The sequence below is a fragment of the Streptomyces sp. NPDC004609 genome, from assembly GCF_042873655.1.
Taxonomy (GTDB): domain Bacteria; phylum Actinomycetota; class Actinomycetes; order Streptomycetales; family Streptomycetaceae; genus Streptomyces.
The window spans coordinates 241,758-255,688 of the sequence record NZ_JBIALS010000007.1; the positions used below are offsets into that span (position 1 = coordinate 241,758).

A 13,931-nucleotide genomic window follows, 5' to 3' on the forward strand; every position below is an offset into this window, starting at 1 on the left:
CGGACCGCCCTCGGGGCCGGCTACTCCCGCGCCGGCTCGGCGCCGCCGTATGCGTCGTGCCAGTTCCACCATTCGTAAGGCGGGGTCTGGGGGTAGCCCTCGGGCGAGTCCTCCCATGGTTCCTGCCGTCCGAGCGCGGTCATGTCGAGGTAGCTCCAGGTGCTCCCCAACGCCTCGTCGCCACGGGCGTTGATGAAGTAGGTGCGGAACACGCCGCTGCCGTCGCGGATGAACGCGTTCGTGCCGTGCCACTCGTCCACACCGAAGTCGGTGTCGAAGTCGTCGGTGATGGTGTACCAGGGCATCGTCCAGCCCATCCGCGCCTTCACACGCTCGATGTCCGGCTGCGGCGCGCGGGAGGCGAAGACGAGCGTGGTGTCGCGGGCGTTCAGATGGGCGAGCCGGGCGACGTGGTCGGCCACCATGGAACAGCCGACGCACGCGTGGTCCGGCCAGCCGGTCACGCCGGGCTCGAAGAAGGCGCGGTAGACGATCAGCTGACGGCGTCCCTCGAACAGGTCGAGCAGGCTCACCCTGCCCTCGGGCCCGTCGAACTCATAGCCCTTCTCCACCGCCATCCAGGGCATCCGCCGGCGCTCCGCGGCCAGCCCGTCCCGGGCGCGGGTCAGCTCCTTCTCCTTCACGAGGAGCTGTCGGCGCGCCGCCTCCCACTCCTGTGGCGTGACGATCGGGGGTGTCTTCATCGTGACGTCCACCTTCCGGTTCGGTCCGGGCTCATGCGGGGGTGAGCCGGACGCCGTTCAGCAGGACCCTCTGCCTCCAGGGTGGGCCGCCACCGACCCGGACGCACGCCGATGCGCCATACGGCTTTGCTCGAATTGCGGCTGCCTCGCGGAAGGGGGAGCCTGGCGAGTGAGGGCCTTTCGCTGTCGCACAGGTGATGGCGTTCGCCCGGTTGAAGGCGTTGATGAGGGCGGTCCCGCACACCAGGGCGGCCGACCGCTGCTCGTCGTGTCCGGCGGTGTCCGGTGGCGTTCGCCCAGCCGCCGTCGGGGGCCGACCGGGGGCCGGGGGAGCGGAAACAGGGCCGGGCTCGGGAGACAGTGGCCGGTACGGGACACCGTTCCCGACGCTCCACCCGCCGACGTCCACGGCGCGGGACGGACCGGTGGGAACCCCCGCGGGCCAGGCCCGGGGAAAACCGGTTGCGGAACCCACGGCCCGCGCGGTCCCATGACCAGGTCGACCTGACATGTGTGTGACACGCCTGTATGTGGAGAGTGGTGCTTGTATGCCCCGGGCCGCGCGGAGCCGTTCTCGTGATCGAGGAAGGACATCCGCACCCGCGTGATGAACTCCCTCGGTGCGAGCCGGAGTCGAGTCGAGAGCTGACCCCACTACCGCGCATCACACAGGAGTCGTGTCCACCATGTCACGCAACAGATCCCGGCGCGCCCGCACCGAAGCCCGCGCCGCATCCTTCCGCTGTCTCCACTGCGGTCTCGACGTCCCGATGACCGCAGCGGGCACCGGGCACCGCAACCACTGCCCCAACTGCCTGTGGAGCCGTCATCTCGACGACACCCCGGGCGACCGGGCCGCCGACTGCGGAGCCCGGATGGAACCGCTCGCCATCTCCGTACGCGGCGACGGCGAATGGGTGCTCGTCCACCGCTGCACCAGCTGCGGAGTGCTCCACGCCAACCGCACGGCGGGCGACGACAACGCGCTGCCGCTGACCAGACTGGCGGTCCGCCCGCTGGCTCAGCCGCCGTTCCCGCTGGAGCGCCTCGCCGCGCTCTGAGCAGGGCACCGGCACCGCGTCCCGGTGCCCGCCTCTCCGGGCGGGCACCGGGATCAGCACCGCCGCCGCTCCCCGCCGCCCCCGGCCGCCGACTCGACGACCGGGAGCACCGCAGCCGCCCACACGGGCCACCCCGGTGAGGTCGGCAGGGCGGGGGAGTGCCGCGGCGGCGGGCCGTCCGGCGTCCCGGCCCGGCGCGACCAGCGCCGCAGGGCCGCCGCCGTGGCCGCCAGCAGCTCCGGCGGCACCGGGGCCGCCTCCGCCGCCAGCTTGGCGATCATCACGGCCGCCTGGTTGCGCCGCCGCCCGGACCACGACCCCAGCTCGCCCGCGATCGCCCCGGGAGCCGCCGTCAGCAGGCGTGCGGCGCGGAAGAGGGCGTACGACTCCGTCTCCCGCTTCATGCAGTCCTCGGCGACCTGCCGGACCGCCCGGGCGTCCGCGGGCGTGCCCCGCGCCCACGCGCACGCGGCGAAGTAGTCCACGAGCAGCTCATGGCTGAAGGGCTGGTCGTCGGGCGCGTCGGGGGAGAGCAGTCCGGTGCTGTGCAGATACGCGCGCACGGACGGCACCCAGGGATCGTCACCCGGCCGGGCGAGCCGCTGCGACGGCATCGCGCCGATCAGCTCGTCCAGTGTCGGCCGCAGCCCGAACGTGGGCTCACGCAACTCGGCCGCGTGGGCGGCGAGCACGGAGCGCAGTTCCCCGCGGGACGCGGGCAGCGGGTTCGTCCCCTCGGCCGCGCCGTCGAGGAGGATGTCCGTCAGCCGCTCGAACAGCCGGAATCGGCCGCCCTCCAGACCGCTCGCCCCGCTGTCCGCGTACACCGCGCACAGAACGACACAGAACATGGGCCGCATCGCCAGCTCCGCCAGCCCGAAGCGCTCCAGCTCCCCGAGGAACCTCTCGGGCGCCCGGCCCCCGCCCCGGGCGCCGGGGCCGAACGCCGCGAGGCACTTCGCGGCCAGCTCCGCGCGTGCCTCCCCGCTCAGCCGGCACAGCCGCAGGCTCTGCAGACCCGCCTCCTCGATGCCGTGGAACCGGAGCGGGTCCCGGCTGGTGAGAACGACCGTGAAATGGGGGGAGTTGGCGAAGGCGACCAGCGCGTTCTGGATCTGGCGGCGCTGCTCGGGGCTGCCGACCTCGTCCACCCCGTCCACCAGCAGCAGCCACTTGCGGGCCGGGAAGGGCGGGTTCTTGAACACGTCCGGCAGCGGCAGCACCGGTGTGCCGATCCGTACGGTCCCGGCGCACCGCCCGGCCGCGGCGCTCAGATCACGGCTCACGGCGCGCGCGAGCCAGCCGAGCGGATCCCAGGGGTCGTTGCCGATACCGCGCGCCATCACGGGGGCCGCCGCGTACACGGGCACATAGTCGCCGACCGTGCCGTCCAGCCACTCCCGCGCCCAGTCGCGGGCGACCGTCCGCAGCAGCGTCGACTTGCCGGTGCCCGCCTCGCCCACGACGTGCGCGCCCGCCAGCAGCGCGGCGGAGTCCACCGGACGGCAGGGGGCACCCGCGGGCTCCGGGTCGCCGGACCGCTGCGGGCCGCCGCCCTCCGCGCCGTGCCCCGGTCTGGCCCGTACCGGCACCCGGATGTCACCGGCCGGGAGCGGGCGGCGCGCGCCACCGGAGCGGCCGGACAGGACGGTGTGCAGGACATCGACATAGCTGTGCCGGGCGGTGGCCTCGTGCAGGACGGTCAGATAGCCCTTCAGCCGGGGGCCGGGCGTGCGCCAGTTGCCCTCCTGCAACTGCTCGTCGGACAGCAGCCCGAGCCACCGCTCCAGCGGCTCCCACCCCAGCCGCTGCTGCCGCGCCAGCGCGGGGAAGGTGTCCCACACCACCGGGGCGGGCACCAGCCGGGCCTCGTGGTCGGCCGTCGGATCGGTCCCGCGCTGTTTGGCGCGTACGACCCCGATGACACAGCCCGAGCCCCGGTCGATCACCGGCGAACCGCTGGCACCCCGCCACAGCTCCGAGCCGCCGACCTTCAGCAGCTCGGCGCCGTTCCTGTGCCAGGAGCCGCCGACGACCCGCAGACCGAAGGCGTCCCCGCCCGCGTAGTCGTGGGCCGGGTGGCCGTGCGCGTGCAGCCGCTGTCCGTCGGGCGGGCGGGCCGGCCCCCGGGACAGCGCCGCGCACGGCTGGTCCCCGAGATCCCCCTCGCTCACCCGCAGCAGCGCCAGATCGGGGCCGCGCCCGCCGTCGAACGGTCGGACGTCCATGTCGTCGACGGAGAAGACGAGCGGGACGCTCTCCGCGCCCCTGCGCCAGCTCCCCCGGACGGCCGAGGGCCGCAGACCGCCGGGCAACGCGACATGGGCGCAGGTCAGCACCAGCCCGGGGCCGACGAAGAACCCGGTACCGCTGTCCCGGGCGCCTGGCCGTGAACTCTCCAGGGCGACGGTCGTCGTGCTCAGCGCCGACTTCAGCCGCTCCCAGGCCCGTACGGAATCCGCCGGGGTGCCCTCGGGCTCAGCCGGTCGTGCCACGGGTCTCGTCCGGCTGCCGACCGTCCGCCGCCGACCGGTCCCACTCCATGGTGACGGTGAGATTGGCGTCCACGGAGCCCTTGGTGATCAGGGCGATCAGCCCGCTCGTCTCCACCCCGACCTGGCAGCCGAACTCCACCGTGAGCCGGTCCGGCCGGGCCCTGCGCAGCGCCGAGGTGACCCCTTCGGCGAAGGTGCCGAGCGCCGAGGTGACCTGTTCGAGGTCGAAGGAGAGAAGGCCGACCTCCTCGTCCATCTCCTGTGCCTGCCAGTCCCCCGAAGCGGGCGCGGGCGCCGGCCCCACACCGACCGCCTGCACCATCATCCGTGTCCCGTCCGGAAGTTGAACCGCCGTCAGAACCTCTTCACCGGCCATCAGTTCCCCCTACCCGTTCGCTGTGGATGTGCGGCAGAGTAGCGGCTCGTCGGGTGTTCGAGGGGGGACTGTGAGTGATGTGGAACGCGGTGGCACCCCGGGGTCGGCGGCCGGCGGCCCGCCGGGGCGCGGGTCCGGTGACGCGGCCGAGTGGGGCGCGGTGCGCCCGCCCGCGATCGAGCCGCTGACCCTCGAACTCGTCGTCGCGGGCTCCCGGGCGGCGTCCCCGCAGGAGCTGCTGGGCGACCCCGGTGTCGTCCAGATCTCGGGGGACCGCAGGGCCCGGCTGCACCGGCGCACCGCGGACGCGGACGCGGAACAGCACCCCCAGGACTACCAGGCCGGCCGGCCGGTCACCGAGACCTACTCCACGGGCGCGCGGGCCGGTGACGGGCCCGCACGCGCACTGTGGCTGCTGGTGCTGCCGTTCCTGCTGGTCAACCTGGCCGTGTGGATGGGCCCCGCGGCGCACGGCGGCCGACGGCCCCGCAGGGCCCGGATCTACGGGGTCCTGATGAGGCTGCTGGCGGCGGCCCTGACCGTGCAGCTGTTCACCACGGTCGCCACCGTCCTCATGGATCTGGTGGCGTGGCAGTGTGCGCTGCCGCGCGGTGCCTGCTCACGGGAGCATTCCTGGGTCCGCCGGCTGAGCCCGGCGGAGGGCGCGTTCGCGGGGATGCCGGGCCCCGCCCTGACCGCGGGGGTCTTCCCGGCGCTGCTGCTCATCGCCCTTCAGAGCAGGGTCGCGCGGCGCACCTGGTTCCGTACCGAGGCGGTGCGCCCGGCGACCTCCCCGCCCGGCGGGTCCGCGGGCACCGGCGCGCCGCTCTCGGCACCGGGGATGTGGTACGGGCGCCGACAGGTCCTGAGGCTGGCGGCCGGGCACTTCACGCTGGCCCTCGCCACCCTGACCGTGCCGTTCCTCGCGGTCCTCCTGGGCCCCGGGGGCTCCCGCGCCGGCGCCGGCAGCACGGGTACGGGGTGGGTGGTCGCGGGTCTGGTCGCGCTCGTCACCGCGCTCGCGGTGCTGGAGATCGCGGGAGCGGGCCGCAGCACCCGGCTCGACGAACGGCGCCTGGCGATCGCCGGATGGCTTCCGGCCGGGGCCTTCGTCCTGTTCCTGGTGGCGGTCGCGCTCTCCTGGACGGTGCCCGCGACGGGGAGCGCCGTCGGGTCCCTGCCCGGCGTCCGGGCGCTGTCGACCGCCGTGCCATTGGTCGAAGTCGCCCTGCTGGGCGCGCTGTTCCTGTGCTGGTCGCCGCGTTCCCGCCACCGGTCCCGCCGCGTCGCCCTGCGCGGCTGCGGCGGTCCCGTCGTCGCCCTGCTGGCCTGCTGGCTGGCCGCGATGTTCTCCGCGGTGCCGGCCGTCGCCACGGCGCTCCTGCTGGACGGCCGTACGGTCACGGACCCCGGGGCGGACATCGCGGGCGTCCCGGTCTTCCAGCACATCGCCGTCCTGGGCCCGCTGGTGCTCCTGTACTTCGCCTCGCTGCTCACCCCGGCGATCGACGCCCTGCGCCGGAGAACGGCCCGGCGGCTGCGCTTCGAAGTGGAGCGTGAATACCGGGGCGAGGCGGCGGACCGGCTGCGCAGCGACGAGATCGGGCTCGCCCGCGGCTCGGCCGCGCTGACCGAGACCGCCCCCGTCGTCCTGGGCCTGGTGGGCGCGGCGGCCCTGGTCCATCTGCTGCTGATCACGGGGGCCACGGTCGATCTCCACCCCGCCTGGCTGTTCACCGAGACCCTCACCCGGGCCGGCGTCTGGCTCGGGCCGGTGCTCGCCGCGCTGCTGCTGTCGGCGGGCTGGGCCGCGTACACCTGGCCCGCCGCGCGCCGTTCCGTCGGGGTCCTGTGGGACATGAGCACGTTCTGGCCGCGCGCGGCCCATCCCTTCGGGCCGCCCTGCGAGGCGGAGCGCGCGGTGCCCGACCTTCAGTGGCGGATGATGTCCTGGATGCGTGCCACCGGGGGAGCGCTGCTGCTCTCCGGGCACGGGCAGGGCTCGGTGCTCGCCGCGGCGGCGGCCTTCCAGCTGGAGCCCGGATACCGCCGCCGGGTCTCCCTGCTCACCTGCGGTTCACCGCTGGCGCGGATCCACGGCCGCTGGTTCCCCGCGTACTTCGGGCCCGATCAGCTGCGGACGCTCGACCGCGAGCTGGCCGGCTGGCGGAATCTGTGGCGGCACACGGACCCCGTCGGCGGTCCCGTCGGCGACCTCGGCGGAGCCCCGGTGGACAGCGACCCCCTGCGCGATCCGCTCGCCTTCGGCCGTACCGCCGAGCATCCGCTGTACGCCCCGATCCTCGGGCACGACGACTACCGGGCGGACCGCGTGTTCGCCACGGAACGCGCGCTGCTGCTCGGCCGGCTCCGCCCCCGGGCCCCGTACTGACGGGCCGCCCCGTGCCGCTGCCGGTCGCCCGGGATGATCCCGCCGGGGCGGACGGCACCCGCGGCGCCGGTGGCTCACGGCCCGGGGATCGGGGCCCGCGGCCTGTGGCCCAGGTCGGGGAGCCCGGGCCCGGAGTGCGGCCGGGCAGCTCCAGCCGAACGGAGCACCGAGACCCGGGAGACCGCCGATCAGGAAGCCGACGAGGACCGACACGCCGTCGCGCCGGACGCCGTTCCCGCGCGCGGTGCGGACGGGACGCGACGCACGGCTCAGCCGCGCCGGCGGGCCACCACCAGGCGGCACCGGGGGCTGCCGTCCGGCAGCCGGCCCAGCTCCTCCACGGGCAGCAGCTCCACCGAGAACCCGGTCCGCGTCAGCTCGTCGCGGACCTCGGAGAGCGGGAAGGTGCGGTAGTACATGACAAACGTCGGGCGCCACAGCAGATTCCGTACGCGCATCGCCGCGTCGAAGCCCCACAGCGCCCAGTAGAGCCGCGAGCCGACCCGGGGAGGAGCCGGCAGCGGGAAGACGAACATGCCGCCGGGGCGCAGACTGCGGTGCACCTGGGCGAACAGCTCCGGGCGCTCGCGGGGCAGGAAGTGCCCGAACGCGCCGAAGCTCACGGCGAGATCGAAGACCGGGGCGAAGGGCAGGGCGCGGGCGTCCGCCTGGACCCAGGACACCCGGGGGGAGAGGGGCGCACCGGGGAGGGACCCGGCCGTCGCACGGGCCTCGGCGAGCATGCCCTCGCTGAAGTCGACGCCCGTCACCCGCTCCTCGCACAGCCGGCGCAGCGCGCCGACGCCCGCCCCGGTGCCGCAGCAGACGTCGAGCCCGGACCGGAAGGGGCCGAGCGGCCCGACGGCCCGGACGAACGGGTCGAGGATCCGGTCCGGTGTACGGAAGGGGGTCTCGTCGAACGTGGGCGCCAGCAGGTCGTATCCGTGCTGGACGGAGGAGAGCGCCTGCACGGTCAGCTCGCGGAACGTGGGGCCGGATGAGGAGAACATCACCTTCACACTACCGCCACGTCCGCACCGCCCGTTGAACAACGCCTCACCGGCATCCGTACTCCGTGGGGGTCCCTGCGCACCGTGAGGGCCGAACCCAGGGAGCAGGGAGGCAGAATTGATGGCAGGCGGCAACGTCACCGCTCTTTTCCGCGCGTCCACGGCGCACAGCCCCTCGTACTCGATGCTCCACCGCGCCGGCGGCGGACAGCCGGGGGAGATCACGGACTTCTGTATTCCGTGCAATCCGTACTTCCCGACGCCCGCGATGTTCGACGAGCTGGGCGGGCGGCTGCGGGAGATCCTCACGTACTACCCCAGTGACACGGACACCGTCACCGCCGAGCTGTGCCAGGTGCTCGGGCTCAATCCGCAGACCGTCGCCATGGGCAATGGCTCGACCGAACTGATCACCTGGATCGATCATCTGCTGGTGCGTGAGTCGCTGGCCGTTCCCGTGCCGACGTTCGGGCGCTGGACGGACCAGCCGATGGAGACCGGTAAAAGGGTCGACATGCTGCTGCTGCCCGAGGCGCACGGTTTTTCGCTGGACCCGGCCTCGTTCGTCCGCTTCATCCGGAGCCGGGGCTCGCGCGCGGCCGTGATCTGCAACCCCAACAACCCCGACGGCGGTTTTCTGTCCCGGCAGAAGATCGTCGAGCTCTTCGACGAACTGCGGGATCTGGACCTGATCGTCGTCGACGAGTCGTTCCTGGAGTTCGCGGACGCGGAGAGGGAACCGAGCGTCGCCGACGAGGCCGTCCTGCGCACGAATGTGATCGTCCTGCGCAGCCTGGGCAAGAACTTCGGGCTGCACGGGGTGCGTTTCGGCTATCTCGTGTCCAACCCGACGCTCGCCGGGAGGGTACGGGCGGCCCTGCCGAAGTGGAATCTCAACTCCTTCGCCGAGACCGTGGTGTTCATGCTGAGGGAGCACCGCCAGGAGTACTCCCGCAGCCTTCAGCAGGCGCGCCGGGACCGTCAGGAGATGATGTGGCGCCTTTCCCAGCTGCCGGGGCTCACCGTCTACCCCTCGCAGGGCAACTTTCTGTACGTACGCCTCCCGGAGGGGGTCGACGGATCGGTCCTGCGCGACCGGCTGCTCGCGGAGCACGGGGTCCTGGTGCGCGAGTGCGGCAACAAGGTGGGCAGTTCGAGCCGCTTTCTGCGGCTGGTGGTCCGGCCGCAGGAGGACGTGGTGCGGCTGATCTCGGGGATGGAACAGGTGCTGTACGGGCGCAGCGTCCGGATGCCGGAACCGCCGCCGCAGCCGATGGCGCCGATGCTCTCGCAGCTGCCCCCGCACTCCCCGCCCACGCATCGGCAGGCGCGGCCGGACCACCCCCGGGACGACCACCACGAGCACGGGCAGGACCCGGGGCAGCCCGCGCCGCATCCGGGCGAGGAGGCCGGCGCGGGGCCCGACACGGGTGCCCGGCCGCAGGGCGCGCCGATGCTGGCGCTCGCGCAGGAGCCCGGACAGCGGGGCGGGCCCGAGCCCTGCCCCGCCGGGGACCGCGCACAGCCGCCCGTGCGCTCGGAGGCGATGGTTCCCGGATACACCTCGGGCACGGCGGCCGTCGACCGCCTGGTCTCCGGAGCGTAGGACGCATGGCTCCGCATACCGGGAAACCGGGACCCGGAAACCGGAACTCGGTCGGCAATTACCGGCCCCGTGACGTTCCGGCGCGGTGCCGGTGGCCGACCGCCCTTACTGTCCGTCACCCGCCTTTCGCCTCCCGTGAATTCAGGCCAGACAGGAGATGAGCGGTGGGTAAACGATGAGCAAATGCGAACACCGGGTCGAGTGCTGCGGCTACCTTGCACCCCATGAGCCCGACTGAGGTCCCTCCCACCCCGACGAGCCCCCCGGCGCCGCACCCCGCGGCCCCTTGTCAGGCCCACCCCGTACGGCCGCTCCCCGCCCCGGCTCCGGTCGCCGGCAGCAGGCCGTCCCCGCTGGTGCGCACAGCCCGCTGAGGCCCGATCACCCCCACGATCACGCACAGCTCTCCTCACGTCTCTTTTCCGGCGGACAATCCCCTATGGTGCTGCGCATGTTTGTTCAGGATAGTCACACAACCCGAATCCGAACGCGGGGAGAACCGTTCGGCGGGGAAATTCAGCGAAGGGAAGGCGTCCACGACAGAAATTCCGCCGTACGCACGGCAATCGACAGGAACACCGTGGAAGGGCCCGGCGGTCACCCGCGCGACGGCATCACCCGCGCCTGTGCCGACACCGTACGAAGCGCCCCGCGAACCGTTGGCGCCACCGCTCTGTCCGGTCGTATGGTTCGGTAGCACTGAATGTTCGGTCAGCAACACACAGCGTTGACAGCAGGGACAGAGATGACCAACGAGCCGGCAATTCCAGCGCAGCTGGGCAGGCCCGAGCGCATGTGGCAGCGTGCCGTCGTACTCGTACTGATCGCTGTCACCAGAACCGCGCGGCCCGTATTCCGGCTCGGTGATCGTGAACTGTCCTGTTCTCATTCCAACGGCGGCTGGACACTCTCCCTGCGCCCCGACGGAAAAGCGATCTTCTACGGGCAGGACGTCGACTGCAGCGACACCACCTACCGGGGCGACAAGCCGGTCGACCTGCTGGTGAACGCGCCCGAGTGGCTGCCCCTGGACCGGCTCAGAGAGCTCAACGACGGCTATGAACTGGGCTATCTGTACTGGTGGGAGGAGGGCCGGTGGAACCGCGCCCCGTATCCGGCCTTCGTCGACGACGACGGGCTGGCCGCCTCCTGCGACGGCTACGCGGGCATCTTCGACGACAAGTCGCTCTCCGACAGCTTCGCCGACGCCGGATACCGGGACCGGGAGGCGGCCGCGCGCTTCGTCGAACGGGTCGCGCAGGGCACGGTGAACGCCTCCGCCTTCAAGGACCTGATGGACTCGGCGTCCGAGCAGAGCCCGCTGCCGGGGGAGTCCAGCGTCCCCAATGCGCTGGAGTGGGCGACCCGGCTGGGAGTGGCGGAGCGCCCGGCCGCCGAACACGCCCTCTGAGGCGGGGGACCGGCGCCCGGTACCTGCGGAAGCCGTGGGCGGACCCGCGCCCCGGCCGCCGTACACGGGTTGGTCGGTCCGGTACGGCGGCCGGGGACCACGGCCGTAGGCCGCGCCCGCCCGGCGTTCGGCGGGGATCCGGCCGGACCCGTGTCATGCCACTGACGTCCGGGGGTCCGGTTGTTCCGGTGTCCGATACCGGGAATGTAGTACGCGTCCGTGCCCCGGCGACCCGCTTCCGCGCGGAACTTGTACGGCCTTAACGTCTTCCTGGCGCCCCGGTGCCGGCAGCATGCCAAACCCACGGGTCCGGCGTTGGAACGGTGTCAGGAGGCGCGGGAGGCGCCGGCCGCCGTCGCCGCCGTCCGGCGGGTCCGGTCGGCGGGCATCCGGAGCACGGCAGTTCCACCGCCCGGACGCCGCGGTCGCGCCCCGGCGGGACCGCCGTCACGGCGGTGTCCGGGCGAGCCGTCGGCGCTCCTGGGAGCCGGTGCGCGCCGGTGGACGGGTGAACCCGCCCGGGTGGACACCGGGTTGTGCGGTACGGGCGACGAGGCTCCGCTCCGGCGAACGGGACAGGGGCGTGCACGTCATATGCCCGCCCCCACCTCCGTACCGCGGATTCAGCGGCCCCTCACCCGGTCCCCGTACGTGTCGAGTCCCCCGGAATCAGCGCGCACGGCACCGAGAGCGGCTTCGGCGCGAGGCCGTTGAGAACGTCGATGAGCATCCCCGCGCACAGGGCACCGATCCGGCGAGGGGCGAGGGTGAGCAGGGTGAGGGCGGGCCGGGCGCCGGGCTCGCTGTCGCCCATGGCGGTGATCCGGAGATCTCCGGGGATGGCGAGACCGAGTTCCGCGGCGGCGGTCCGCAGCGCCTCCCCGTAGGTCTCGTTGAGCGCGTGCACCGCGTCCGGCCGGGCGGGCGAGGCGAGCATCCGGCGCGCCGCGTCGCGCGCCGGCTCACCGTCCCGTACCCGCTCGACGGTCGCGGGCAGTCCGTGCTCGTCGCACCAACGGGCGTACGCCAGCTCGCTGTCGAGGGTGTAGGAGTCGAGCTGGGGGCCGGTGAGCAGCCCGGTCCGGCGGCCCCCGGACTCGTACAGATGATCCAGGGCCAGCGGAACGCCGGACAGCATGTCGCTGTGGACGTACGGGATCCGGCCGTGCCCGGGATCGAGCGGGCGGCCGTCCGTGACGACGGCGAGCCCGCGGTGCAGGGCCTCGGTGATGACCGGGTCGCCCGCGACCGGGTCGACGACGATGAGTCCGTCCATCGGGATCCTGGTCCACAGATCCGTACCCGGCCGGGAGGGGACGACTACCAGGGCGTAGTCGCGGTCGACCGCCTCCACCATGGCGCCCGCGGTGAGGGAGGCGTAGTAGGGGCGGTAGGTGCGTTCCCACGCCTCGGCGCTCTGGTGGCCCGCCGCCAGCCCGACGACACCGGTGCGGCCGGTGAGGAGGACCTGCGCGGCGGGGTTCGGGCGGTAGCCCAGCTCGTTCGCGAGCAGGCGTACGCGCTCGCGGGTGCGGGCGCTGACCTTCCCCTTGCCGTTGAGGGCGTGCGAGACGGTGGTGATGGACAGGCCCGCGGCGCGGGCCACGTCCTTGATCCCCACGCTGCGGGCCGGTTCCTGGGCGGGCTCCGGCCCTTCGGCGGCGGGCGTGCCGGCGGGCGAGGGAGCGGGCTCCCGCCCCTCGGCGGCAGGGGTGTCGGCGGAAGCGGCGTCGGCGTGCGGTCCGGCCGGTCCGGGCATCACGTCTCTCCTCTGGTGGTCTCCTGGCGGCGGCCCATGGCCGTACCGACTCCTGGGGGCATGTCCCGGAGTCGACCGTATCGGCAGCATTCTGCGGAGAACTCTTGACTGCCAAAACCTTTTGGTTGAGCATAACGGCCATCCCTTCCGCCCAAAAGGTTTTGGCTGACGCTGCACCTGCCCCGGGCGGTCCCCCTCGGAAGCCTGGAGCAACACGTGCGCCGCCGCCCCGTCCAAGTCCTCGCGCCCGCCCTGGCGGTCGCCGCCGCCCTCACCCTCAGCGCCTGCGGCGAGAACAGCCCCGGCGGCTCCTCCAGCGCCGCCGTCACCTCCGCCAAGGGCGGCGCCTACGGCGACTGCAAGGTCTCCGGCACCAAGGGCTCCGTCAAGCTGAAGACCGTCGAGTCCGGCACCCTCACCGTCGCCGGAGACCTGCCCTCGCGCGGCTGGTGGAACGGCAACACCGTCGCCGACATCAAGAGCGGCTTCGAGTACTGCCTCGCCGCCAACATCGCCCACCGGGCCGGGCTGGAGAAGCTCCGCATCCGCAATGTCTCCTTCGACGCGATGGTCGCGGGCAAGGGCAGCGGCTACGACCTGGCCATGGCCGAGATCTCCATCACCGAGGAGCGCAAGAAGGCCGTCGACTTCTCCAGCCCCTACTTCGCCTCCAACATCGGCGTCCTCGCCAAGCCCGGCAAGGTCACCGCCGAGAACATCCGCGGACTGCGCCTCGGTGTCAAGCAGGCCACCTCCGGCGCCAAGTTCGTCCAGGAGACCGTCAAGCCCACCAAGGCCGCCCAGGTCTTCCCCGGTGACGCGGAGATGCTCGCCGCGCTCCAGGGCGGCCGGATCGACGCCGTCCTCACCGACACCGCGATCGTCCTCGGCCAGGCCAAGGGATCCGGCGGAGCGGTCGCCGTCGTCGGCCAGTACGAGACCGGCGAGTCGTACGGCGCGCTCCTGCCCAAGAACAGCGCCAACACCGCCGTGGTGAACGGCGTGCTCGCCGACCTCACGTCCGAGGGCGCGCTCGACGGCCTGTCCAAGGAGTACCTCGGCGAGGCGCTCGGCGGCGACCCGGCCGCCGTCCCGGTCTGGAGCCTGTGAGGCCCGT

At 73.1% G+C, this 13,931-nt stretch carries 10 protein-coding genes; 5 read left to right on the forward strand and 5 right to left on the reverse strand.

Annotated elements, in window-relative coordinates; all coding sequences use genetic code 11:
* Positions 1-20: 20 nt before the first annotated feature.
* A complete protein-coding gene (locus ACFYT4_RS10030) occupies positions 21-704 on the reverse strand; it encodes a DUF899 domain-containing protein (RefSeq protein WP_389267051.1) in 684 nt (227 codons plus the stop codon).
* Positions 705-1,390: 686 nt separating this feature from the next.
* Here ACFYT4_RS10030 and ACFYT4_RS10035 point away from each other — a divergent pair.
* The gene (locus ACFYT4_RS10035) at positions 1,391-1,765 is read left to right on the forward strand and encodes an RNHCP domain-containing protein (protein ID WP_389267052.1); all 375 of its coding nucleotides are present in this window, start codon (positions 1,391-1,393) and stop codon (positions 1,763-1,765) included.
* A gap of 53 nt (positions 1,766-1,818) precedes the next feature.
* On the opposite strand, the gene ACFYT4_RS10040 is transcribed toward ACFYT4_RS10035, so the two are convergent.
* Both ACFYT4_RS10040 and ACFYT4_RS10045 read right to left on the reverse strand, forming a co-directional pair.
* The gene (locus ACFYT4_RS10040) at positions 1,819-4,260 is read right to left on the reverse strand and encodes a trypsin-like peptidase domain-containing protein (RefSeq protein WP_389267053.1); all 2,442 of its coding nucleotides are present in this window, start codon (positions 4,258-4,260) and stop codon (positions 1,819-1,821) included.
* On the reverse strand, positions 4,244-4,636 hold the full coding sequence (locus tag ACFYT4_RS10045) for a CU044_2847 family protein (RefSeq protein ID WP_389267054.1): 393 nt from the start codon (positions 4,634-4,636) through the stop codon (positions 4,244-4,246). Before ACFYT4_RS10045 ends, ACFYT4_RS10040 begins: the two co-directional genes overlap by 17 nt.
* Positions 4,637-4,706: 70 nt before the next feature.
* On the opposite strand from ACFYT4_RS10045, the gene ACFYT4_RS10050 reads away from it, so the two are divergent.
* Positions 4,707-7,028, forward strand: coding sequence for a hypothetical protein (locus tag ACFYT4_RS10050; RefSeq protein WP_389267055.1), 2,322 nt, complete (start codon positions 4,707-4,709; stop codon positions 7,026-7,028).
* 269 nt (positions 7,029-7,297) lie between these two features.
* Here ACFYT4_RS10050 and ACFYT4_RS10055 read toward each other — a convergent pair whose 3' ends face one another.
* Complete coding sequence (locus ACFYT4_RS10055) at positions 7,298-8,038, reverse strand: class I SAM-dependent methyltransferase (protein ID WP_389267056.1); 741 nt, start codon at positions 8,036-8,038, stop codon at positions 7,298-7,300.
* 121 nt (positions 8,039-8,159) lie between these two features.
* On the opposite strand from ACFYT4_RS10055, the gene ACFYT4_RS10060 reads away from it, so the two are divergent.
* Complete coding sequence (locus tag ACFYT4_RS10060) at positions 8,160-9,644, forward strand: aminotransferase class I/II-fold pyridoxal phosphate-dependent enzyme (RefSeq protein WP_389267057.1); 1,485 nt, start codon at positions 8,160-8,162, stop codon at positions 9,642-9,644.
* Between the two features lie 745 nt (positions 9,645-10,389).
* Entirely contained in the window at positions 10,390-11,055 is a 666-nt protein-coding gene (locus tag ACFYT4_RS10065) for a hypothetical protein (protein ID WP_389267058.1), read from the forward strand.
* A 634-nt stretch (positions 11,056-11,689) separates the two neighbouring features.
* On the opposite strand, the gene ACFYT4_RS10070 is transcribed toward ACFYT4_RS10065, so the two are convergent.
* Positions 11,690-12,814, reverse strand: coding sequence for a LacI family DNA-binding transcriptional regulator (locus ACFYT4_RS10070; protein ID WP_389267059.1), 1,125 nt, complete (start codon positions 12,812-12,814; stop codon positions 11,690-11,692).
* Between the two features lie 216 nt (positions 12,815-13,030).
* On the opposite strand from ACFYT4_RS10070, the gene ACFYT4_RS10075 reads away from it, so the two are divergent.
* Positions 13,031-13,924 (forward strand): ABC transporter substrate-binding protein, encoded by an 894-nt coding sequence (locus ACFYT4_RS10075; protein ID WP_389267060.1) that lies wholly within the window; start codon positions 13,031-13,033, stop codon positions 13,922-13,924.
* Positions 13,925-13,931: the final 7 nt, after the last annotated feature.